The 21,260-nt window shown below is 42.8% G+C and carries 24 protein-coding genes; 22 read left to right on the top strand and 2 right to left on the bottom strand.

Annotation, left to right across the window (positions count from 1 at the left end):
• Positions 1-5: 5 nt before the first annotated feature.
• From BLCOC_RS14745 to yqeK, 9 genes are all read left to right on the top strand, one after another.
• Positions 6-497: an NUDIX hydrolase gene (locus tag BLCOC_RS14745; protein WP_029468965.1), complete on the top strand. Its 492-nt coding sequence runs from the start codon at positions 6-8 to the stop codon at positions 495-497.
• Positions 478-1,482: a CPBP family intramembrane glutamic endopeptidase gene (locus BLCOC_RS14740; protein WP_115622599.1), complete on the top strand. Its 1,005-nt coding sequence runs from the start codon at positions 478-480 to the stop codon at positions 1,480-1,482. Before BLCOC_RS14745 ends, BLCOC_RS14740 begins: the two co-directional genes overlap by 20 nt.
• A 183-nt stretch (positions 1,483-1,665) precedes the next feature.
• Positions 1,666-1,971, top strand: coding sequence for a 50S ribosomal protein L21 (gene rplU / locus BLCOC_RS14735; protein ID WP_018598160.1), 306 nt, complete (start codon positions 1,666-1,668; stop codon positions 1,969-1,971).
• A 2-nt stretch (positions 1,972-1,973) separates the two neighbouring features.
• On the top strand, positions 1,974-2,306 hold the full coding sequence (locus BLCOC_RS14730; RefSeq protein WP_018598161.1) for a ribosomal-processing cysteine protease Prp: 333 nt from the start codon (positions 1,974-1,976) through the stop codon (positions 2,304-2,306).
• 4 nt (positions 2,307-2,310) lie between these two features.
• The gene (gene rpmA, locus BLCOC_RS14725) at positions 2,311-2,598 is read left to right on the top strand and encodes a 50S ribosomal protein L27 (protein WP_018598162.1); all 288 of its coding nucleotides are present in this window, start codon (positions 2,311-2,313) and stop codon (positions 2,596-2,598) included.
• Positions 2,599-2,726: 128 nt separating this feature from the next.
• Complete coding sequence (gene obgE, locus BLCOC_RS14720; protein ID WP_115622598.1) at positions 2,727-4,019, top strand: GTPase ObgE; 1,293 nt, start codon at positions 2,727-2,729, stop codon at positions 4,017-4,019.
• 8 nt (positions 4,020-4,027) lie between these two features.
• Complete coding sequence (gene yhbY / locus BLCOC_RS14715) at positions 4,028-4,318, top strand: ribosome assembly RNA-binding protein YhbY (RefSeq protein WP_018598164.1); 291 nt, start codon at positions 4,028-4,030, stop codon at positions 4,316-4,318.
• 27 nt (positions 4,319-4,345) lie between these two features.
• Positions 4,346-4,984 carry a nicotinate-nucleotide adenylyltransferase gene (gene nadD, locus BLCOC_RS14710; protein WP_029468969.1) on the top strand — a complete coding sequence of 213 codons (639 nt, stop codon included), beginning with the start codon at positions 4,346-4,348 and terminating at the stop codon, positions 4,982-4,984.
• A complete protein-coding gene (yqeK, locus tag BLCOC_RS14705; RefSeq protein WP_115625405.1) occupies positions 4,974-5,573 on the top strand; it encodes a bis(5'-nucleosyl)-tetraphosphatase (symmetrical) YqeK in 600 nt (199 codons plus the stop codon). The genes nadD and yqeK overlap by 11 nt, the downstream gene beginning before the upstream one ends.
• Positions 5,574-5,718: 145 nt before the next feature.
• Here yqeK and BLCOC_RS14700 read toward each other — a convergent pair whose 3' ends face one another.
• Positions 5,719-6,894, bottom strand: a complete 1,176-nt coding sequence (locus BLCOC_RS14700; protein ID WP_115622538.1) for an IS110 family RNA-guided transposase — start codon at positions 6,892-6,894, stop codon at positions 5,719-5,721.
• 260 nt (positions 6,895-7,154) lie between these two features.
• On the opposite strand from BLCOC_RS14700, the gene rsfS reads away from it, so the two are divergent.
• From rsfS to tnpC, 4 genes are all read left to right on the top strand, one after another.
• Positions 7,155-7,508 (top strand): ribosome silencing factor, encoded by a 354-nt coding sequence (gene rsfS / locus BLCOC_RS14695; protein ID WP_018598167.1) that lies wholly within the window; start codon positions 7,155-7,157, stop codon positions 7,506-7,508.
• 133 nt (positions 7,509-7,641) lie between these two features.
• Positions 7,642-8,052 carry an IS66 family insertion sequence element accessory protein TnpA gene (tnpA, locus tag BLCOC_RS14690; RefSeq protein ID WP_227225493.1) on the top strand — a complete coding sequence of 137 codons (411 nt, stop codon included), beginning with the start codon at positions 7,642-7,644 and terminating at the stop codon, positions 8,050-8,052.
• Complete coding sequence (gene tnpB / locus BLCOC_RS14685) at positions 8,046-8,387, top strand: IS66 family insertion sequence element accessory protein TnpB (protein ID WP_115622597.1); 342 nt, start codon at positions 8,046-8,048, stop codon at positions 8,385-8,387. Before tnpA ends, tnpB begins: the two co-directional genes overlap by 7 nt.
• Positions 8,388-8,529: 142 nt before the next feature.
• The gene (gene tnpC, locus BLCOC_RS14680) at positions 8,530-10,146 is read left to right on the top strand and encodes an IS66 family transposase (protein ID WP_115622596.1); all 1,617 of its coding nucleotides are present in this window, start codon (positions 8,530-8,532) and stop codon (positions 10,144-10,146) included.
• Positions 10,147-10,377: 231 nt separating this feature from the next.
• On the opposite strand, the gene lexA is transcribed toward tnpC, so the two are convergent.
• Positions 10,378-11,004, bottom strand: coding sequence for a transcriptional repressor LexA (gene lexA, locus BLCOC_RS14675; protein WP_029468971.1), 627 nt, complete (start codon positions 11,002-11,004; stop codon positions 10,378-10,380).
• Between the two features lie 230 nt (positions 11,005-11,234).
• Between lexA and yneA the strand changes: the two genes are divergently transcribed.
• The 9 genes from yneA to BLCOC_RS14630 all read left to right on the top strand — a co-directional run bounded on the left by yneA (position 11,235) and on the right by BLCOC_RS14630 (position 21,194).
• The gene (gene yneA / locus BLCOC_RS14670; protein ID WP_115622595.1) at positions 11,235-11,573 is read left to right on the top strand and encodes a cell division suppressor protein YneA; all 339 of its coding nucleotides are present in this window, start codon (positions 11,235-11,237) and stop codon (positions 11,571-11,573) included.
• A gap of 40 nt (positions 11,574-11,613) precedes the next feature.
• On the top strand, positions 11,614-11,994 hold the full coding sequence (locus tag BLCOC_RS14665) for a DUF3795 domain-containing protein (RefSeq protein WP_029468973.1): 381 nt from the start codon (positions 11,614-11,616) through the stop codon (positions 11,992-11,994).
• A 739-nt stretch (positions 11,995-12,733) separates the two neighbouring features.
• Entirely contained in the window at positions 12,734-13,816 is a 1,083-nt protein-coding gene (locus tag BLCOC_RS14660) for a LacI family DNA-binding transcriptional regulator (RefSeq protein ID WP_115622593.1), read from the top strand.
• A 1,084-nt stretch (positions 13,817-14,900) separates the two neighbouring features.
• The gene (locus BLCOC_RS14655) at positions 14,901-15,668 is read left to right on the top strand and encodes a DeoR/GlpR family DNA-binding transcription regulator (RefSeq protein ID WP_242998955.1); all 768 of its coding nucleotides are present in this window, start codon (positions 14,901-14,903) and stop codon (positions 15,666-15,668) included.
• A 12-nt stretch (positions 15,669-15,680) separates the two neighbouring features.
• On the top strand, positions 15,681-16,286 hold the full coding sequence (locus BLCOC_RS14650) for a P-loop nucleotide/nucleoside kinase family protein (RefSeq protein WP_115622591.1): 606 nt from the start codon (positions 15,681-15,683) through the stop codon (positions 16,284-16,286).
• 493 nt (positions 16,287-16,779) lie between these two features.
• Entirely contained in the window at positions 16,780-18,123 is a 1,344-nt protein-coding gene (locus tag BLCOC_RS14645) for a sn-glycerol-1-phosphate dehydrogenase (RefSeq protein ID WP_115622590.1), read from the top strand.
• A 68-nt stretch (positions 18,124-18,191) separates the two neighbouring features.
• Positions 18,192-19,085: an aldose 1-epimerase family protein gene (locus BLCOC_RS14640; RefSeq protein ID WP_115622589.1), complete on the top strand. Its 894-nt coding sequence runs from the start codon at positions 18,192-18,194 to the stop codon at positions 19,083-19,085.
• Between the two features lie 229 nt (positions 19,086-19,314).
• Positions 19,315-19,989 (top strand): response regulator transcription factor, encoded by a 675-nt coding sequence (locus tag BLCOC_RS14635; RefSeq protein ID WP_115622587.1) that lies wholly within the window; start codon positions 19,315-19,317, stop codon positions 19,987-19,989.
• Complete coding sequence (locus tag BLCOC_RS14630) at positions 19,977-21,194, top strand: HAMP domain-containing sensor histidine kinase (protein ID WP_115622586.1); 1,218 nt, start codon at positions 19,977-19,979, stop codon at positions 21,192-21,194. The genes BLCOC_RS14635 and BLCOC_RS14630 overlap by 13 nt, the downstream gene beginning before the upstream one ends.
• Positions 21,195-21,260: the final 66 nt, after the last annotated feature.

Here is a 21,260-nt window from a genome sequence, read left to right as displayed (position 1 = left end):
TAGTTATGAAAGTAAAATCCATGCTTACAACGCTGTGTTATATTGAGAAAGGCGACAGCTATCTGATGCTGCACCGGATCAAAAAGGAGTCTGATGTAAATAAGGACAAATGGATCGGTGTCGGCGGACATTTTGAGGAAGATGAAAGTCCGGAAGATTGTCTTTTACGGGAAGTGAAAGAGGAGACCGGACTGACCCTGACCTCTTATAAATTTAGAGGCATTGTCACATTTATTTTCAAACCCCTGGCAGGGGAGCCGGACACGGAATATATGTGTCTGTACACAGCAGATGGATATGAAGGTACTTTATGTGCCTGCAATGAGGGCATTCTGGAATGGGTGCAGAAAAAAGAAGTGCTGAATCTGAACCTTTGGGAGGGGGATAAGATATTCTTCAAGCTTTTGGAGGAGGACCATCCGTTCTTCTCCCTGAAGTTAATGTATCAGGGTGATACCTTGCGGGAGGCGGTGCTAGATGGAGAGAAAATACGATGATTTTATGAACCATCAAAAGAAGCGGCTGAGACCGGTGCATGGAATTCTTCTTTTTGTGCTGGTTATGGTGTCTTATTATACAATTATTGCATGGATGCAGATGAAATTTGGAATGTACGGGCTGGCTATGACAGAGCTGTATCTCCTTTTACTGTCAGTGGGGATCACAGCACTTTGCGGCGCAGATTTCGCAGAGGTTTTTCCAGTGAGAAAACCGTCATGGAGTAAAATTTTCGGCACACTGCTGCTCTGGGCAGGAGTATACGCATTGGTGCTGCCGGTGACTATGGTGATCGCATGGCTGTTTCCTGAGCAGATGTTTGGGACAAGCAGCGCACTGAACGATATAATTGCGAGTGTGCCGCTGCTGATCTCCATTTTTATCACTGCCGTAATGCCTGCTGTCTGTGAAGAGGCCATGCACAGAGGCGTCATTCTTCACGGCCTGAAAAGCCTGAAACGAGAATGGCTGATCGTGCTGATCATGGGACTTTTGTTTGGTTTGTTTCATGGGAGCGTATGGCGTTTTATGCCCACTGCGCTTTTGGGCGGGGCGTTGTCCTGGCTGATGCTCAGAACTGAGAATATGGTTTATCCGGCCCTGTTCCATTTTGCCAACAATTTTCTGCCCACGCTTCTCTCCTTTGGCCAGACTGAGAGTGATACAGCGGCCAGTGCAGAATATCTGATGGAGTTTGGTATTCCTGTAGCGGCTCTTGGTATCTATGTGGCAATTGGCTGCGTGGCACCATTTGCCATCTATACCGCAGGTTATCTCCTGCGGAGAGAAAAGGGCAGAAAGGTACCTTATTTTCCGAAAGAGCATCAGACATTTTGGATCGTATTTCTCACAGTCTCTTCAGTCATACCGGCTATGATAGGCGGAGTATTGTTTTTATACGGAATTTTCTTCGACGATTCCCTGTGGCAAATGATAAGACAAAGTCCGGTGGAGAATTTTACCGTTTTCTTACGGCTGCTGTAGTTAAGAAGCAGATTTACTGAAGGTAAACAGATTAAACAAATTTTTTGTAAAATTTTCAAGATTATATTGACGAACAAACATTCCTGTGCTATTATAAGCGAGTATGCCGCACAAAGAGGTTTGAAGCGCTGTGAAATAGTCAGCCACCATATTTTGGCGAGTAATGATAATAGGAGGTGCCATATGTACGCAATTATTGCAACAGGTGGTAAACAGTACAAAGTAGCCGAAGGCGATGTTATCAGAGTAGAAAAACTTGGAGCAGAAGCTGGAGAAACTGTTACATTTGACCAGGTCCTTGCCGTAAACAATGATGGGTTAAAAGTTGGTGACGACGTAGCAAGCGCTACTGTAACCGCGTCTGTAGTTGGAAACGGTAAAGCAAAAAAGGTTATCGTTTACAAATATAAACCGAAAACCGGATACCACAAGAAAAACGGTCACAGACAGCAGTACACCAAAGTTAAGATTGAAAAAATCAACGCTTAATTATGACGTACATTACGTTTTATCAGAACAGTGACGGCGTTGTGACAGGCTTTGATACCAGTGGACATGCCGGGTATGCCAGACAGGGCGAGGATATCGTCTGTGCGGCTATTTCCGCTCTTGTCATCAATGCGGTAAATTCTATTGAACAGTTCACAGATGATGCTTTTAAAGTGGATGTGGACAGGGAAAATGGCGGTATCGTATTCAGGCTGGAGGCAAAACCTTCCAAAGAGGCTGCATTGTTGCTGAATTCCCTCATTCTCGGATTGCAGAGAATGGAAGACGAAGAAGAAAACAGACAATATATTGATGTCATATTCGAGGAGGTGTAAGGACATGTTAAGAATGGACCTTCAGTTTTTCGCTCATAAAAAAGGTGTGGGTTCTACCAAGAACGGTAGAGATTCCGAATCTAAAAGACTGGGCGCAAAGAGAGCAGACGGACAGTTTGTAAAAGCCGGAAACATCCTTTACAGACAGCGCGGAACAAAAATTCATCCGGGTGTGAATGTAGGACGCGGCGGCGACGATACTTTATTTGCATTAGTAGATGGTGTTGTTCGTTTTGAGAGAAAAGGCAGAGACAAAAAACAGGTTTCTGTAGTACCGGTAACAGCAGAGTAACAATAGAATCTGCGCTTGGCGGATTTTCTATTGTCATGAATTAAGGGGGGCTTCAAATCGTTCTGGTTTGAAGCCGCTTTTTTTAGCAATATATCTGCCAAGGCAGATTTAGAAAGTCAGAGGTTTTTATGTTTGCAGACAGAGCAAAAATCGCGATCCGTTCCGGAAAAGGCGGTGACGGCCATGTGAGCTTCCGAAGAGAATTATACGTTCCCAACGGCGGTCCTGACGGCGGCAATGGCGGCAGAGGCGGAGATGTTATCTTTGAAGTGGATAAAGGTCTGAATGCCTTAACCGATTATCGGCATAAACGAAAATATGCGGCAGAGAACGGACAGGACGGCGGCAAGAAAAGATGTCATGGCGCCGACGGCAATGATATTATCCTCAAAGTTCCGGAGGGGACTGTGATCAAGGAAGCCGCTTCCGGAAAGGTCATTGCTGATATGTCCGGAGAAAACAAAAGACAAATCGTGTTAAGGGGTGGAAAAGGCGGCAAAGGAAACATGAACTATGCCACAGCTACCATGCAGGTGCCAAAATACGCGCAGCCGGGACAGCCGGCACAGGAGCTTGAGGTTATGCTGGAGCTGAAGGTGATAGCAGATGTAGGTCTGATCGGATTCCCAAATGTAGGAAAGTCAACTTTGCTTACAAGAGTGAGCAATGCCAGACCGCAGATCGCCAATTATCACTTTACAACCATCAATCCTCATCTTGGAGTTGTGGATCTGGAAGGCTGTGATGGATTTGTCATTGCGGATATTCCGGGTCTGATCGAAGGGGCATCGGAAGGTATCGGCCTTGGCCACCAATTCCTGCGCCATATAGAGAGAACCCGTGTACTGATTCATCTGGTGGACGCTGCGTCTACAGAGGGAAGAGATCCCATAGATGATATCTATAAAATCAACAAAGAACTGGAAGCTTATGATCCGAAGCTCATGGAGCGTCCCCAGGTCATCGCGGCCAATAAGACAGATATGATTTACAGTGAGGACGAAGATCCTGTTGAGTGTATCCGGCAGGAGTTTGAGCCTCAGGGAATCAAAGTGTTCTCAATTTCTGCGGCTACAGGAAAAGGCCTGAAAGAGCTGCTTTATTATGTAAAGAGTCTTCTGGATAAGATTGATAAGGAGCCAGTTATTTTTGAACAGGAATTTTTCCCGGAAGATGTACTGATCACAGAAAATCTGCCTTATACCGTAAAACAGGATGAAGAGGATGAGCACCTGTTCTATATTGAGGGACCGAAAATTGAAAAGATGCTGGGTTATACCAATCTGGATTCAGAGAAAGGATTTTCTTTCTTCCAGAGATTCCTGAAAGAAAGTGGTATTCTGGCAGATTTGGAAGAAGCCGGTATTGAAGAGGGCGACACAGTACGGATGTACGGCTTTGATTTTGATTATTACAAATAGGAGATAACATGACAAGTAAACAGAGGGCTTATTTGAAAAGTCTTGCTATGACTATGGATCCTGTCCTGCAGATTGGAAAATCCAGTCTGACACCGGAGAATACAGCGTCGGTAGCTGAAGCATTGGAAGCCAGAGAGCTGATCAAGATAAATGTACTTCAGAATTGTATGGATGATCCCAAGCAGATCGCGGAGGTGCTTGCCGAGAGGACAAAATCCCAGGTGGTGCAGGTGATTGGCAAGAAAATAGTTTTATATAAAGAAGGCAAAAAGGAAAAGAAGAAAATATTTCTTCCATAATAGGATATCCTGATAAGAGGTACAGTCATGTGCGAGAAAAGAAAACGAGTGGGCATCATGGGCGGGACGTTTGACCCCATCCATATTGGACATCTGATTTTGGGCGAGACAGCCTATGAGCAGTTTGACTTAGACCAGGTACTTTTTATGCCTGCAGGAAATCCTCCCCATAAGAGAAGGCGCCTTCACAGAGCAACAGATGAACAGCGCAGTGAAATGGTGAAAAGAGCCATCGCCTCAAATCCACATTTCTCTCTTTCTTTGGAGGAGATGAACGAGGACGGATTTACCTACACCTACAGAACTCTGGAGCGTCTAAAGGCAGAGCACCCGGATACAGACTATTTCTTTATTCTGGGGGCTGATTCTCTCTTTGACTTTGATAAGTGGAGGGAGCCGGGCAGAATATGCAGAGCATGTACGGTGGTGGCAGCTACGCGGAACCATACCAGTCAGGAACGTCTGGATGAAGCAATCCGTTTCCTGGAGGAAAAATACAGCGGAACTTTCCGCAAACTGAATTCCCTGAATATTGATATTTCATCTGCAATGCTCCGCTCCTGGATAGCAGGGCAGAGGACCATAAAATATTATGTGCCTGATAATGTCATTGCTTATATCAGGGAGAACCATATTTATGAGGAATGTGATACAGATGAATTATGATTTGAGAGCCTTTTCAAAAAAATTGAAAAAACATCTCGATGAAGAGCGTTATGTACACACTCTTGGAGTGATGTATACAGCGGCAGCTTTGGCTATGGCCCATGGCGGTGATTTGGAAAAGGCACAGACAGCAGGAATGCTTCATGACTGTGCGAAATGTATACCAAATGATAAGAAACTGAAGCTGTGTGAAAAAAAGAATATTCCAGTTTCTGAGATAGAAGAAAAAGCACCGTTTCTTCTTCACTCAAAATTAGGGGTTTATATAGCCAGAAAAAAGTATGATGTTGAGGATAAGGAGATTCTGTCTGCTGTCCGTTGGCATACCACAGGCAAACCGGAGATGACTCAGCTTGAAAAGATCATCTACCTGGCAGACTATATTGAACCAGGCAGGGACAAGGCGCCCAATCTAGCGAGAGTGCGCAGACTGGCCTTTGAGGACCTAGATGAATGCATGTATGAGGTGCTGAGGGATACTCTTGATTATCTCGGAAGCAATCCGAAAACTCTGGATCCTGCTACAAAAGAAGCATTTGTTTATTACGAAGAGATTCATAACAATAAAATAAAGAAGACTAACTATTAAAGAAAGTCAATAAATAGTTTCAAAAACAGAGATGTTTTGAGTATAGTGGCGATGACTTATTCATCGCAATCAGTACCTTGAAAATTGCATGACAAATAGAGCATCGAGTATGATGCTCTGACAAGAAGATATGATGTTGGAAGAATTAGATTGCTTTTTGGTATTGCTGTCCAGTGCGTTCGAGATGATAAATTAGCCGAACTAGTTTCTTGGTCGCGTGAGACATTGCAACATAGTAATGCTTGCCTTCAGCTCGTTTCTTGGCAAGATAAGCCTTGTAGGTTGGATCCCATAGACAAACATATGCGGTTGCATTAAACAGAGCATATCTAAGGTATCTAGAACCACGTTTTTCCATTCTGGCATAACAGTTATCTAACTGGCCGGATTGATAGGTAGAAGGCGACATTCCTGCATAAGCAAGGATCTTATCTGGAGAGTCGAATTGGCTAAAGTCACCTATTTCAGCAATAATCATGGCACCCATTCGATAGCTGATTCCAGGAATGCTAAGGATTGGAGAATTGATTTCATCCATGATGACTTTAATCTCGTTTTCAATCTCTTCGATTTCAGAATCTAGCTCTCTAATGAGCTTAATGGTGTGCTTTAATTCAAGCGATTTAGCTGGCATATTTGAACCGATAGAGGTTCTTGCAGCCTCTCTAAAAGCGATAGAGGTTTCTTTTGTGTAGTGGCCTTTAGATGCGGTTTCAAGAAGATTTGAAAGTCTTGTGAGATGTGCATTAGCTACCTGTTTTGCACCAGGAAATTCGTAGAGTAACTCATAAACAGAATTCTGATGAAGTGTTGGAACAAGCTTTTCTAACTCAGGGAAAAGGATACATACAAGACGGGATATAGATGTTTTAAGCTTCGCGCGTTCTTTAACTTTATCAAAACGATAGCGAGTAAGTGACTTAAGCTCTTCGTTGTGATACGATGTGTCTGAGTAGGACTTTAAGTTCACGTCAGACATTAGCATAGAAGCAATTGTATGGGCATCAACTTTATCCGTTTTCGTCTGTCTAAGGCTTAGACTTTTTCTGTACAGATTAGTATGTAACGGGTTGATAACAAAGGTGGCCAGACCTTTATCAAGCAGATATCCGAGAAGATTGTAACTATAGTGTCCAGTGGCTTCTAGGCCTACTTTTACTTTAGAAGCATCTTCCATAACGGATTCTATTTTCTGATAAAGCTCGTCGAACCCATCGAGATTGTTTTTGATGGTAAAAGCCTTGAAAAGGACTTCGCCATCAGAGTTTGTGATAAAGCAATCATGCTTATCTTTTGCGACATCAATTCCTACGTAAATCATATAGGACCTCCTGATATAAAGTATTGATACTGTCTTAAGATCCACAGGGCTCCTTGCAATCGTAACCTACTTCTTGATAAACCGTCATGCGGTAACTAACTGATTAACAAATAAACAAAGAGACTGTGGTTGGAGCCTTTTTTAAACCATCAAGTGGTAGGAGGTGATAACCAATCCACAGTATCTTAAAATAGCATAGTCAAACCTGTAGAAAAGGTAAAGAAAGACTATGACTTTATATAATAGTAGGAGGTGAATATATGAACAGTAAGGAAATCGCACGGATGGCGTGTGAAGCATTGGAAGACAAAAAGGCGCTGGAAGTAAAAATCATCAATATTGAAAAGGTATCCACTTTGGCAGACTATTTCATTATTGCCAGCGGCAGCAACCGGAATCAGGTACAGGCCATGGCAGATAACGTAGAAGAAATCCTTGGGAAAGCACAGATAGAGCCAAAGCAGATCGAAGGCTACCAGAATGCAAATTGGATCCTGATGGATTACAGGGACGTGGTAATTCATATTTTTGATGAGGAGAACCGCCTTTTCTATGATTTGGAGAGAATCTGGAGAGATGGCTCCCTGATTGAAAAAGAAGAGCTGGATAAATAGAGTTTATTTGACAATATTTTAGATTTACAGTAAGCGCCAAATATTCCTGCGGATTTTCTATTTTCCTGGTTTCCTCTATAATTGTAGATGAAAGATATTTAGACTATTTCACTACAATTACGGAGGATAGGTTATGACAACTACTCGCAAAGCCCGTGTTCCGATGGCGGAACAGATCCGGCTTATCAATGAATGCCGCCAAAGCGGCATGACAGATGCTGACTGGTGTCGTGAAAACGATATCGCAGTAAGCACTTTTTATAACTGGGTCAGCCGCTGCAGAAAAGCAGCAGCGGATCAGATCCCGGCACCGAATTATGGTCATTGTGGGATCGCGCATTCAAAACAGGATGTGGTTCCCATTGACATTGTTTCGGATCACCTTCCAGAACAGCATATAGCATCGCAGATGCACCAAACGAACCTTGACAATTCACATACGATTGAAGTGTCCATGAATAATGTAACAATCCGCATCAGCAATGATGCCGATCCTGCCCTGCTCACCAGGACACTCCGCCTGATCCGGGAGACCTCATGTTAGGTGATATCTCCGGCCTCGAAAAAATCTACATTGTCTGCGGCTATACCGATATGCGCAAATCGATCGATGGTCTCTGTGCCATTATCGAAGACCAGCTTAAGATGGATCCGACATCCAGTGCGCTCTTCCTGTTCTGTGGAAGAAGACGGGACAGGATCAAAGCTCTGTTCCATGAACCGGATGGTTTTGTCCTGGTCTATAAACGGTTGTCTATCCGGGGCGGGTATCAATGGCCAAGGAAGCAGTCGGAAGTCCGGAATCTTTCCTGGAGGGAGTTCGACTGGCTAATGTCAGGAATTGATATCGACCAGCCAAAAGCACTCAAAGCAGAGTAAAAAAGCATCTGGATCCTGGTAAAAATCCTGCACAGAAAAATGTCAGGTTTCCTTATAAATTCAGCGTTTTTCAGTACTTGTTTTCCTTTAGGAATGGCTGTGTTTCTGGTATAATAAAGGTGTTAAATTCAAGGAGAAAACGATGGCTTCCAGTGCAAAAGACATCCAGCTGCGAGAGCTGAAGGATACCATAACACAACTGAAAACAATGATCTCTGAGCAGACGGAATTGATCAGATCTCTCCGTCTTGTTATTGATGAAAAAACCAGCCATGAAAAAGCCCTTCAGGAACAGGTGGACTATCTTACCAAAAAGCTTTTCGGTTCTTCCAGCGAAAGAAGGACCGATGACATTCCGGGACAACAGCACCTTTTTGATGAAGCGGAAGTGGAACAAGATCTTTCCCTGTTGGAAGAAGAGACTGTGATCCGGGAGCATACCCGCAAGAAGAAATCAACCCATGAGGATCTTTTTAAAGGCCTGAAGGTTGAAAAAGTAGTCATTCCTCTTCCGGAAGAAGATCAGGTCTGCCCGGTCTGTGGTACGCAGATGGTTCTGATCGGTGAAGAGTATGTCCGCCGTGAGCTGGAATTCATTCCGGCAACATGTAAAGTGATCGAATACTACAGCCAGAGTTATGGATGTCCGTGCTGTAAGGAAGGATTGGGAGACACAGAAAAACCTGTGATCGTAAAGTCTCAGGTTCCGCAGGCCCTGGTAGGAAAAGGCCCAGCGACCGCATCCACCGTTGCATGGACGATGTATCAGAAATACGCCAATGGACTTCCCCTTTACCGTCAGGAGAAAGACTGGAGACAGTATGGTGCCCAGTTCAGCAGGACGACACTGGCCAACTGGATTATCTATTGCTCCAGGAATTACTTTCAGCCAATGTATGATTACTTCCACAGGGAACTGCTGAAGCGCAGTTTTGCAATGGCAGATGAGACTAGAGTCCAGGTATTGAAGGAAGAAGATCGCCGGGCACAGACGCAATCCTTCATGTGGCTGTTCCGCAGCGGCGAAGATGGTCTTTCCGCCATTATCTTATATGGCTATTCTCCAACCAGGAGTGGCAGCTATGCAAAGGAGTTTCTGGAAGGCTATCACGGATATCTGGAAACGGATGGTTACCAGGGCTACAACAGCCTGCCGGATATCAAACGATGTTCCTGTTGGGCACACATCCGCCGGTACTTTATCGACGCCGTTCCCAAAGGGAAACAGTATGATTACAGCCAGCCAGCAGTACAGGGAGTCCAGTACTGTAACCGCCTGTTTGCCATAGAAGATTCCATTAACAAAAAATATCCCGGTGATTATGAAAAACGTAAGCAGCTGCGTCTCGAGAAGGAAAAACCTGTTCTGGAGGCTTTCTGGTCGTGGATTGAGCAGCAAAAGCCAGTCCGAAATACCCGCATGGATAAAGCGGTGAATTATGTCCTTAACCGGCGGGAAACAGCGGAGACCTATCTGGAGGATGGTCGCTGTAGTTTCACAAACAATCTCAGCGAGAACGCGATCCGTCCGTTTGCAGTTGGCCGTAAAAACTGGCTGTTCAGTGATTCTGTAGAAGGAGCCAATGCCAGTGCTGTAGTCTATACAATGGTTGAAATGGCAAAGGCACACGCCCTGAACATTTACGAATATCTGAAATTTCTACTGGATCATCGTCCAACGAAGGAGATGACTGATGCTCAGCTCGCAGAGCTTGCACCCTGGAGTGAAAAACTCCAATCTATCAAAAATCGCATGTGAATTATAGTGAATTACTCCAACTCGCAAAGGGCTGGGGTAATTTTATATCTGACCGCATTATTATTTGGCGGTTACGATTTACAAAGCTGCCGTACAGAAAATATTTTCTGTACGGCGTTTTTTTTCTGATGCAGGAATTTTCCGACAAGGTGTGATGAACAGCTTGTGAAAATAATATTTGATCAAACTCCGGGCTGATCCCATTCAGACGGATAGTATTGATTTGTTCTGCTATTTCATAAAGCGGAAAACTCCAATTACTTTGCCGAGTACTTGGAACTGCTGTTCCGGATGTATCACAATGGGATCCATATAATCATTCTCCGGCTGCAGGCGGATATGATCTTTTTCTTTGTAGAAAGTTTTGATCGTTGCGGAATCTTCTACCAGAGCGACGATTTTGTCTCCGTTTTCGGCATTCTCCTGCTTTTCAACCACTACATAATCACCGCTGAAGATACCGGCATTGACCATACTGTCGCCCTGTACCACCAACATAAAAGTCTGCTTGTTGGGCATGTATTCGGAAGGAATGGGAAAATATCCTTCCACATTCTGCACTGCAAGGAGGGGCTCTCCGGCGGCAACTTTTCCGATAATCGGTACATTTACAGTCTCTCTTCTGACAAGATTAAAATTGTCATCCACAATTTCGATCGCGCGCGGTTTGGTTGGGTCTCTTCTTATGTATCCGTTTTTTTCCAGTGTCTCAAGATGCGAATGGACAGATGAGGTGGATTTCAAGCTGACTGCCTCACAGATTTCACGTACAGATGGCGGAAAGCCGCGATTCAGGATTTCGTTTTTCATATATTCTAAAATTTCAGATTGTTTTTTGCTGATTTTTCCATATGACATAAGTAATACCTCCGGTTCTGTTCTGAGTGGGGTTCATTTTGGAGTGTTATTGCTTGTTACTCTCACAGTTATTTAAAAATATAATAACATATTTTGACATGAAATGCAAACAGATATTCGGAATATTTGTTCGATTTCTATTGACAAACATGTGTTCTTGTATTATGATGAGTTATATAAAAAGAACGCATGTTCGCGAACATATATTTGCATGTACGGAGGAGAAAACTATGAGGGAAATCAGGAGAAGGGCAAGAAGACAGAGAGCAAACAGAGTAAAGCTTTTAGGGATTGGTTTTTTAGCTTTGGTGATAACATTGATTTTTTCGGTACGGGCAGCAGCCACAGCCAATGCAGGGACTTCTGACAGCAGCAGGACTAAATATTATACAAGTATTCAGATTGAGAAAGGCGCCAGTTTATGGAAAATCGCCGAAGACTATATGACAGAGGAGTATGCCTCCGAGCAGGAATACATAGAAGAAGTTATGCGGATGAACCATCTGAATAACGACGTAATATACGAAGGAGCTTATCTCTGTGTTCCGTATTATTCCTCCGAACAATAGCGAAGAATACACTTGGGGAAGAGGGGAGTGAAATGATCTTATGAAAAGAGCGCTAGGCATTGCAAGATGTGGACTGGCATGTTGTCTATGTTCGGAAAATGTAAATTGTGCAGGCTGTCATTCGGAAGAGAGCGGATGTAAAGATAAAGATTGGTGTGAAAATAGAAAATGTTCCATTGATAAAAATATCAGTTACTGCTTTAACTGCAACGAGGAATGTAGAAAAGGCTTACTGGCAAAGACGAAGCCGTATGCATTCACTCTGTTTCTGAAAAGATATGGAGAAAAGTATTTACTGGACTGCCTTGAACAGAATGAAATAAATGGTATTGTCTATCATCGCGAAGGTATATATGGTGACTATGATGATTTTGATGATGCAGAAGAATTAATAAAATTTATAAAGACAGGAAAAAGATAGGTTCTAGTGCTCCATCCAGTCAGAAACCATAGTAACAGTGCTGAATATTTTGTCAGCCTGCAAGGCGGAGGAGGGAAGCGGAGTGGTTCCTCCACTGATTGACGACAACGCGGCAGATGTCAAAATAGGCAGTGCTGATACTATGGTTTCTGGTCGGATGGAGCATTAGATTGTTTTAGAATACTCATATCAAGCAGATGATCGGACAAGGGTATGAGATGATCTGTATTTTATGAATTTTATGTATTGTATGGTAGATTATGAAAAGAGATGGGGTCTTTATAATGCGTATAGCTGATCCTTATTGTTTACAGTTTACAGCTACAGTTCCGCGAGGTGTTTCTTTGCGTTTGTGCATGTAACTCACGGTATATCCGATCAAATATAAAGCGGAATGCTCTGTATGCGTGATTGTGAAGTATATTACCATTCGCAGAACTGTTTTTTAGGGTTGTGAATAGTAATTGTTTCTGAATAAATAACAGCCGGTTTTCATATGCTTCTGGTCACGTATGCTTTTTTGTGATAAGATAAAAATCAAAGTATAAAGAAACAACTGCTGCAAAATTTACCGGCAGTTCTTCTGCAATTGTTAGCAGAAACAATGCAGAATACAGAAGATACAGAATGCGGAAAATATAGAATGTAGAAATTATAGAACGCAGAAAAAGCACAATGAAAAACAGCGATACAGAACGATCACAATACAAACAGAGCTGATGAGTACAGAGGAAAGTTTATGAATCGAAAGAAAGTGACATCAACAGATGTGGCAAAGAGAGCAGGGGTTTCCCAGGCCACAGTATCAATGGTACTAAATCAAAAATATAATGTTTCTTTTTCCAGAGATACGATAAAAAAAGTTGAACAAGCAGCAAAAGAACTGGGATATACTAACGAGAAAAAACCACGTGTGTCCAGAATACGTATGCGTGGTACGATATTTGTGGTCTGTCCGAATTTCACGAATCCATACTATTTTTCCCTGATACAGGGAATAGAAAAGACGGCACAGAAGAATAAATTTGATGTTTTTCTATGTAATACTAGAAGGGACTATCAGACTGAAGAAAAATATTTAAAGAAGATAGAAAAACTAAATCCATCAGGGGTTATATACACCTTTGCCCCCACCTTCCCGGAATCTTTGCAAAATGTGGCAAAGAAGATACCGGTTGTTCTGATCGGTGAAAAGGATGTGGTTTCAGGGATAGATACAGTAGAGCTGAACAGCGAAAAAATGGGATGTATGCTTGCTGAGTATTTGTTGGAGTTGGGCCACCGAAAGGTCGGATTTATCTCTACACCTCTGACAGAGCGGCAGTCTGCCAGGAGGGCAAGGATTAAGGGGTTCTGTGATACATTTGCAGCTGCGGGCTGTTCGGACGGAGTATATGTCAGAAGTCTTCCAAAAGAGATGGATATTATGTTTCAGGAAATTGACATGGAATACAGAACAGGATATGAACTGACCTTAGAGTTGATCCAGCAAGTTCCTCAGATTACAGCCATTGCGGGGACCAACGACATGGTTGCGCTGGGAATCAGGGATGCGCTGCTGAGAGAAAAATACAGGATCCCGGAAGATATTTCAGTTATTGGGTGTGACAATCTTCTTTTTTCCGGCCTTAGAGGCATTGATTTGACTACAGTGGAGCATTATGTTTCAAAGAAAGGGGAAGATGCCTGCGAGATTCTTATTCAGGAAATGGGGGAGCAGAAAACAAAAAACAGCAGCAGCGGGGAAAATATGATCCATCACATTGAATACGAACCACGTCTTGTGGTCAGAGGCAGCAGTTCCTATCCAAAAATAAAATAGATGATAAGACAAGAAGTTATTCTTTAATATATTTTGTGGTAACTATTTTACAGATCTGTACATTTACTGTGCTGAGCGCAAGAAGTTATTTATCAACCGGGCAGACATCCTTATAACTGACGGTGATTTTGCGCGGATTTAGTCTGTAGCTGTTCAATATCCTTACAGTTACAAGTCTTAAATTAATAAAATTAACTTGTATATAAGAGCATTTTTCAAACCGGTTATTTTACACTGTACTGTGTGAGTGTGATATGTCCGATTTGGAAGATGCTTTTTATTTGTTTTTGTGTTTAGACAATGCGTTTTAATGACGATTGTTCCGTATGGAAGTAACAGTTCAGCCTTCCACTGTCCCGCGAGGTGTTGCCTTGCATTAGCAAGACAATCTCGAGGCAGCCACGCGCCAGATTGCGTTTTTGCAGTCTGTGTGCATGCTTTTGTTGCTATGAAGCCGAAAGGCTGAATAGTAACGTTTGGAATTGTGCAAGGGTGATGAGAACCGACGGGTTTACGGTGAGAGAAGTTCATTTAATGATTGATACAAGAAAAGAACATAAGTAGGAGATAGCTTGAGACAGATTATAAGAATGCATAAAAGTAAATAAATTCTTGTTTGAACTTGAAAAAAAATAATGGAAAGCGTAATATATAATTATCTATAAGTGATAGTACGCATTGAATGATGAGAATAAAGACGAATGAGAATAAATAAGAACAAAACAGGTGAATACATGCACAAAAAATACGCAAAATAAGTATAAACAAATAAGAATAAACATAAATAAGAATAAGAATGAGGACAAAAATTAGAAAACAAGTAAAATGAGAATTGATCAAATTTTTAAGGTGTAGAGTAATGTAAGGTACTATTCGCTTTATGTCAAAGTATATAAAGAATTTAAAGAACAAAAGTTTAAAGAATTAAAAAATCATAAAACTTAAAAAGCCAAAGACCCATTAAAATAAAAAGAGTTATTCACAGCTAATAAACTAATATTCTATAAAAAATTTCAGGTACCTGCTTATAAAAAATATGAAAATTTTATTATAGTGATACGGAAGGGAGAAGGAAGTCATGTTTATGGAAGAACGGCAAAAGATGATCGTGGATATGGTAAATGCATCGGGTCATATAACAGTGAATGAAATACAAGAGCATTTTAAAGTTTCTTCTGATTGTGTCAGAAGAGATCTGCGTTCTCTGGAGAGCAGAGGGCTTTTAAAGAGGACACACGGGGGTGCGATCAGTACAGGCCCCATAGGTAAGGTGCCGGAGAAGCTGTATAATCCCAAAGAAAATACAAATATTGACCAGCGATGCCTTGCGGCGGCAAAAAAGGCAGTGGAATATATTTCGGAAAATGATGTGATATATTTGACTACTTCCGCGGCCGGTTATTATATGGCGAAACACCTGCCTGCTGATTTTCCTTTTACAGTAGTGACCAATTCCGTGACAGTGGCTGACGAGCTGAGAAAACACCTGAATGTCTCGGCTATATTACTTGGGGGAGAGATGTCACACCGGGGCCACTGCCACGATTTCTATACGATACAGATGATGAAAAATATAAGTCTGGACAAAGCATTTCTGTCACACACAGCTCTGTCCGTTGAAAATGGTGCATCCCTCCACAGCAGTGCAGGAGTGGAGCTGGGAAGGCTGATCATGAAAAACAGTTCTATGAATATAGGTGTATATCCCTCTGAGAAACTGGGAAGAAAGTCGATCCATTCGGTCTGTCCGATCACCGCCTATGACCTTCTGATCACCGATGACCAGGTTTCTGAAGATTTTGTTCTCCAGGCGGAAAAGCGAAAGGTGAAGGTGGATATTGCGGTTGTGTAGAGGGGGAGAGCTATGTACGGTATCTTAGTGACAGGCATTCCGGCATCCGGCAAAAGCACTATGGCAGAGTATCTGTCTGAGGCGCTGCATATTCCGGTCATATCAAAAGACAAAATTAAAGAAATTTTATTTGATACAGTTGGATTTCATTCGAGGACAGAAAAAGTCAGTCTTGGAACAGGTGCTATGGAAATTATGTATTATTTTGCCGAACAGATGATGAAGATGGGACAGCCTTTTATATTGGAAAATAATTTCGAGAATGTTTCAAAACCAGGTATCCGGTCACTGCTTGGAATATATGGTTATCAGGCAGTGACAGTGCGGCTTACCGGTGATCCCCATGTGCTTTTTCAAAGAATGACAGAGAGAAACAGTTCTTCTGACAGACATAGAGGCCATGTTGTCAATGATCATTATCCGGAAATAAAAGAGAAAGCAGAGATGAATGCACAGCCGGTTCTTGGGCAGGAAGATTTTATCCGAGGGATTACGGAGAGGGGGATGGCAGATTTTCAGATTCCGGGACCGGTTTTGGAGATTGATACCACGGATTTTTCAAAAGTGGATTTACAGCGTATAACAGAGGAATTGCAGGGAATTCTCTCGAATATTTAGACGGTGATTGACTAAATGATTAATTTGGCAAAAGCCCTGATGGATGATTTAGCAAAAGCCCTGTGAATAATTTAGCAAATGTCCTAATGAATGATTTAGCAAAAGTCCTGTGAATGATCTGACAATAGATCTAATGATTAAACTGCCAATTGATCCGTGTATATTGATTGGACAATTGATTCTGCGAAGAACACCGGCAAAAAAGCATTCAAACTTGTTAATAATTTAAAATATTAATAATACTATAAATTAATATTTTGAATACAAATTTGACATTCAAAAAGAATCTGCTATAGTTAAGAACAGATATCAAGAGGCTTATGTCTTGGCTTGTCTCGGCTTATGTCTTAAAATCAAGAGATAAAGCCTCATGGCCTGTGGCTGATTTTTTGTTTGTACCAGAGTGTGCTTATAAGAAATTGCGATCAAGATTCCGGCCGCACACAGCAGGCTGCAAAGAACAGATACTGACGGAAAGGATTAGAACAAAATTATGGAAAAGACAAACTGGAAAGAATACCTGGAAAAACCCTATCACTGTTCCTGTGGAAGAACCCATGTATGCAGCATTGAGGATATTATCATTGAGGAGAACGCAATTGAGCGTCTGCCTGAAATTCTTAAAAAACACGACTATAAAAAGCTCTGTGTTGTCAGTGATATCAATACGCAGAAAGTCGCAGGTGAAAAGGTATGCGCAGTGCTTGAAAAAGCGGAGTATACATACCAGACGATCATATTCCAGGACAAGGAACTGGTACCGGATGAGGATGCCGTTACCTATTTCCTTACAGAGATTGACAGAGACTGTGATCTGATTATTGGAGTGGGTTCCGGTACGATCAATGATCTGTGCCGTTTCATCAGTTTTAAGATGAATCTGGATTATTATATTGTGGGAACAGCACCGTCTATGGATGGCTATGCCTCCAATGTATCCCCCCTTATTATAAAACACCTGAAAACCACATATGAAGCGCATACGGCCAAAGTCATAATCGGAGATTTGGATATTCTGGCTCAGGCGCCTTTGTCTATGATCGCAGCAGGTGCAGGTGATATTCTGGGAAAATATGTCTGCCTGACAGACTGGCAGCTTGCCCATATTATTAATGGGGAATATTACTGCCCGGAAATGGCGGATATGGTGAGAGAATCCATCCAGAAGGTAGTGGACAATGCTAAAAGAGCTGCACAAAGGGATAAAGAGGCAGTGGCAGCTATTATGGAAGGCCTTGTACTGAGCGGTATTGTCATGAGCTATATCGGTAATTCCAGACCGGCCTCAGGAAGTGAGCATCACATGTCCCACTATTGGGAGATGATGTTTTTACTTGATCAGCAGCCGGATCCTCTTCACGGCACAAAAGTAGGGATTGGAACCGTGGCAGCCATTAAGATGTACGAAAAATTGAGAACTCTTGGGAAAGAGGCAGTGCCCGGCAGTCTGCCGCATTTTGACTATAGTGCCTGGAGCGGTGAAATTGAGGCAGCCTATGGACCGGCGGCGCCGGGTGTGCTGAAGCTGGAGCAGTCTATCGGCAAAAATAAGGATAAGGAAGTAACAAGAAGAAGAGAGGCTTATCTGCAGAACCTGGATAAGATCCAAGCGCTCATTGATGAACTGCCGAAGGCAGAGACTATTATTGATATCCTGAAATCCATGGAGGCACCGTATGCTCCGGATCAGATTCAGGTGACAGAGGATGTTTTCAAACGGAGCATTTACTATGCAAAGGATCTGAGAAACCGTTTTGGACTTCTGCAGCTTTTGTTTGACCTGGATCTTCAGGAAGAATTCAGCAGTGAGCTGATCGAGGAAATATATAAAGCATAATTGACATTGCGTCGGCCGGCTTGTCTGTGATAAACTGTAAGCAACGAACAAAAAAGGAGCTTAGAGTCATGAGACAGGTTTTGGAGAATGAATATTTAAAAGTATCCGTGGAGGATCATGGAGCTGAACTAGTCAGTGTATATGATAAGGAAAATGAGAGAGAAGAGCTGTGGCAGGCAAAGCCCCCCTATTGGAACCGTCATGCGCCTGTTCTCTTTCCGAATGTAGGAAAGCATCATAACGATACATACCGCCTTGACGGAAAAGAATACCATACCAGCCAGCATGGATTTGCCAGGGACAGAGTATTTGACTGTATCAGCAAAACGGAATCGGTGCTTATTCACAGGCTGGTTTCAGATAAGGATACGAAAAGTTATTTTCCTTTTGACTTTGAACTGTATATTACCCACCGTCTGGAAGCAAGACAGCTTACAGTGGAATGGAACGTGGTGAATAAAAGCGGAGAGACCATGTATTTTACCATTGGAGGCCATCCGGGCTTCAATGTCCCTATACTGCAGGACAGCAAACAGACGGATTATTATCTTTTGTTTAAAAAGGGACCGGCACTTAGTTATAAATTAGTGTACGGGGACAGTGGTACAGCAGAGGCAAAGAAAGAGTATGCCCTGGACCTGGAAGAGGCGGATGGATATTACAGATGCCGCATCACGGAGCACATGTTCGACAGAGACGCCTTGATCTTTGATGATACCCAGATTGAATGGGTGGGGATCGGGTATCCTAACGGAACACCCTATGTGGCTATGGAGTGTGAAGGCTTTACAAATTTTGGAATTTGGACAATGCCCGGAGGACCTTATATCTGTCTGGAGCCATGGATGGGGCGCTGTGATGACTACGGGTTTGAGGGGGATATTACTGAAAAAGAGGATATCATTGCTCTGGAAAAAGGGAAAACTTTTGAAAAAAGCTACCGCCTGACTTTTTACAAATAGGTGGAAATCTGGCTGAAACCTATAAAATTTAATTTAAGTATACTGCAGAAAGAGCTGCCGGGCAGAAATGTCCGGCGGCTTTTTTGGATGACACAAATTCTTTTTTTGATTTGTAGGGATTTTATAGAGAAGTTTTTGCTATCCTGGTTTATAATATGGATGATACTGCTCCCGGATAACGATCCGTGTATCCTCAAAAGTGTATCCGCAGAGCAGAACAGGAGGAAAAATGGCTGAAAAAATATTGATCGTAGATGATGAAAAGGATATCCGTAATATGCTGAGAGACTATTTTGAGCTGCAGGGATATGAAATCTATACAGCGGCAGGTGGGGAAGAAGCCCTGGAAAAAATGAAGATACAGCCGGATATGATCCTTCTTGATATCAATATGCCGGATATGGACGGCTATGAGGTGTGCAGAAGGATCAGGGATCATGTGAGCTGTCCCATTTTGTTTCTCACCGCAAGGGTGGAGGAACAGGACAGAATCAATGGACTGATGATCGGCGGAGATGATTACATTATGAAGCCATTCAGCATGGATGAACTGGATGCCAGGATACTGGCTCATCTGAGGCGTGAGAAACGGCTGGCATCCAGAGAACAACTGCAATTTCAGGGAAAACTGGTTATCAATTATTCACAGAGAAAAGTATTTTATGACAGTGTACAGATTCCTTTTACCAGGATGGAATTTGATCTCATAGAATTTCTGTCCATGCACAAGAAGCAGGTCTTCAGCAAAGAACGCATATATGAAGCGGTCCGCGGCTATGACGGGGATGGGGACAGCAGTATTATCATGGAGCATATCAGAAGGATCAGGCAGAAACTGAAAAAATATACAAAGCATGACTATATAGAAACTGTTTGGGGAGTGGGATATCAATGGATTGGATAGAGGGATATCTGGAGAATCTGGGAAAGAAGATCAGGAATCTGAACCTGAAAAAATCTCTGCGCCTTTACATTTTTGTGGCGGTATTGGCAATCTGTCTGGCCTCTGCCATGACCATACAGACCTGCAATGGCTGGAAACGAATCATTGAGACGCCATACATGCATAAGGAGTCTAAGAATGTATTGGATAAGGATAAGAATAGTGTTTTCACTCTTGAATATTATGTGCCGGAAAAAGAGCTGACAAAGACAGACATCATTCTTCTGGAAGTCATCAATATTCTGCAGTATGGTTGTGTTCTGCTGTACTCTGTTCTGGCGATCGCGTTTGTATCCATACTGTATTACAGAAATAAGTTGAAGATTCCCATTAATATTATGACAGACGCAGCCCGGCACATTTCCGGAAACGATATGGGATATTCCTGCAGGTACGAGAGTGCGGACGAAATGGGACAACTCTGCAGGTGCCTGGATGATATGCGGCTGAAGCTCATCGCCTATCAGGAGAACCTCTGGAAGCAGACAGAGGACCAGAGGACTCTGAATGCGGCATTTGCCCACGATCTGCGCACTCCGCTTACGGTTATGCAGGGGTATGTGGATCTGTTGCTGCGTTTTTACCCGGATGGCCGTCTGCAGGAGGAGAAGGTTATGGAAATTCTTCATACCATGCAGGAACAACTGGGCCGGCTGGAGAACTTTGGCGGTACTATGAAAGAAATCCACAGTATGGAAGAACGAATACCCAAAAAGAAAAGTATTACTCTGGCACTCCTTTGCGATAAGATCCGGGAGACAGCAGTACCTTTACAGGAGACAGAGGGTATGGAGATCCAAGTGAAGCTAATGGGAAATCCGGAGACAAAGCTGCTGGCAGATGATTCTTTTGTGATGGAAGTGGCGGAGAATCTTCTTTCAAATGCGCTTCGCTATGCGCAGAAGAAGGTGGAAGTGCTCCTGGAAGCCCAGCGTGAGGAAGGCCCCTTGCGCCTGTATGTAAAAGATGATGGAAGAGGATTTTCAAAAGAAGAGCTGACAAAAGCGGTATCCCCTTATTACAGGGATAAGGAAGGGGACAGCAGTCATTTCGGAATCGGGTTGTCCATCAGTGCCCTGCTCTGCAAAAAGCATGGGGGAGAGCTGGAGCTTGCCAACAGCATTTGCGGAGGTGCCATTGTCTGTGCAGTTTTTTCCTGTACGTAGGGAAAGTATAGAGATTTTTCTTTTATGATAGGACTCAGACAAGAAGAAAGGAAATAGGGGATATAA

The sequence above is a fragment of the Blautia coccoides genome (genome assembly GCF_034355335.1).
In the GTDB taxonomy this organism is placed as follows: domain Bacteria; phylum Bacillota; class Clostridia; order Lachnospirales; family Lachnospiraceae; genus Blautia; species Blautia producta.
Note: the sequence above shows the minus strand (reverse complement) of the source record. Positions and strands in the feature narration are given on the sequence as shown.

What these genes read in the sequence shown, in the direction of transcription:
- BLCOC_RS14660 (WP_115622593.1), top strand. Translation starts at nt 12,734, where the DNA reads ATGAATCGAAAGAAAGTGACATCAACAGATGTGGCAAAGAGAGCAGGG.
- tnpB (WP_115622597.1), top strand. Translation starts at nt 8,046, where the DNA reads ATGTTAGGTGATATCTCCGGCCTCGAAAAAATCTACATTGTCTGCGGC.
- rsfS (WP_018598167.1), top strand. Translation starts at nt 7,155, where the DNA reads ATGAACAGTAAGGAAATCGCACGGATGGCGTGTGAAGCATTGGAAGAC.
- yhbY (WP_018598164.1), top strand. Translation starts at nt 4,028, where the DNA reads ATGACAAGTAAACAGAGGGCTTATTTGAAAAGTCTTGCTATGACTATG.
- tnpA (WP_227225493.1), top strand. Translation starts at nt 7,642, where the DNA reads ATGACAACTACTCGCAAAGCCCGTGTTCCGATGGCGGAACAGATCCGG.
- BLCOC_RS14730 (WP_018598161.1), top strand. Translation starts at nt 1,974, where the DNA reads ATGACGTACATTACGTTTTATCAGAACAGTGACGGCGTTGTGACAGGC.
- BLCOC_RS14635 (WP_115622587.1), top strand. Translation starts at nt 19,315, where the DNA reads ATGGCTGAAAAAATATTGATCGTAGATGATGAAAAGGATATCCGTAAT.
- BLCOC_RS14650 (WP_115622591.1), top strand. Translation starts at nt 15,681, where the DNA reads ATGTACGGTATCTTAGTGACAGGCATTCCGGCATCCGGCAAAAGCACT.
- rpmA (WP_018598162.1), top strand. Translation starts at nt 2,311, where the DNA reads ATGTTAAGAATGGACCTTCAGTTTTTCGCTCATAAAAAAGGTGTGGGT.
- rplU (WP_018598160.1), top strand. Translation starts at nt 1,666, where the DNA reads ATGTACGCAATTATTGCAACAGGTGGTAAACAGTACAAAGTAGCCGAA.
- BLCOC_RS14740 (WP_115622599.1), top strand. Translation starts at nt 478, where the DNA reads ATGGAGAGAAAATACGATGATTTTATGAACCATCAAAAGAAGCGGCTG.
- BLCOC_RS14645 (WP_115622590.1), top strand. Translation starts at nt 16,780, where the DNA reads ATGGAAAAGACAAACTGGAAAGAATACCTGGAAAAACCCTATCACTGT.
- BLCOC_RS14665 (WP_029468973.1), top strand. Translation starts at nt 11,614, where the DNA reads ATGAAAAGAGCGCTAGGCATTGCAAGATGTGGACTGGCATGTTGTCTA.
- obgE (WP_115622598.1), top strand. Translation starts at nt 2,727, where the DNA reads ATGTTTGCAGACAGAGCAAAAATCGCGATCCGTTCCGGAAAAGGCGGT.
- yqeK (WP_115625405.1), top strand. Translation starts at nt 4,974, where the DNA reads ATGAATTATGATTTGAGAGCCTTTTCAAAAAAATTGAAAAAACATCTC.
- BLCOC_RS14745 (WP_029468965.1), top strand. Translation starts at nt 6, where the DNA reads ATGAAAGTAAAATCCATGCTTACAACGCTGTGTTATATTGAGAAAGGC.
- lexA (WP_029468971.1), bottom strand. Translation starts at nt 11,004, where the DNA reads ATGTCATATGGAAAAATCAGCAAAAAACAATCTGAAATTTTAGAATAT.
- tnpC (WP_115622596.1), top strand. Translation starts at nt 8,530, where the DNA reads ATGGCTTCCAGTGCAAAAGACATCCAGCTGCGAGAGCTGAAGGATACC.
- yneA (WP_115622595.1), top strand. Translation starts at nt 11,235, where the DNA reads ATGAGGGAAATCAGGAGAAGGGCAAGAAGACAGAGAGCAAACAGAGTA.
- BLCOC_RS14630 (WP_115622586.1), top strand. Translation starts at nt 19,977, where the DNA reads ATGGATTGGATAGAGGGATATCTGGAGAATCTGGGAAAGAAGATCAGG.
- BLCOC_RS14655 (WP_242998955.1), top strand. Translation starts at nt 14,901, where the DNA reads ATGGAAGAACGGCAAAAGATGATCGTGGATATGGTAAATGCATCGGGT.
- nadD (WP_029468969.1), top strand. Translation starts at nt 4,346, where the DNA reads ATGTGCGAGAAAAGAAAACGAGTGGGCATCATGGGCGGGACGTTTGAC.
- BLCOC_RS14700 (WP_115622538.1), bottom strand. Translation starts at nt 6,894, where the DNA reads ATGATTTACGTAGGAATTGATGTCGCAAAAGATAAGCATGATTGCTTT.
- BLCOC_RS14640 (WP_115622589.1), top strand. Translation starts at nt 18,192, where the DNA reads ATGAGACAGGTTTTGGAGAATGAATATTTAAAAGTATCCGTGGAGGAT.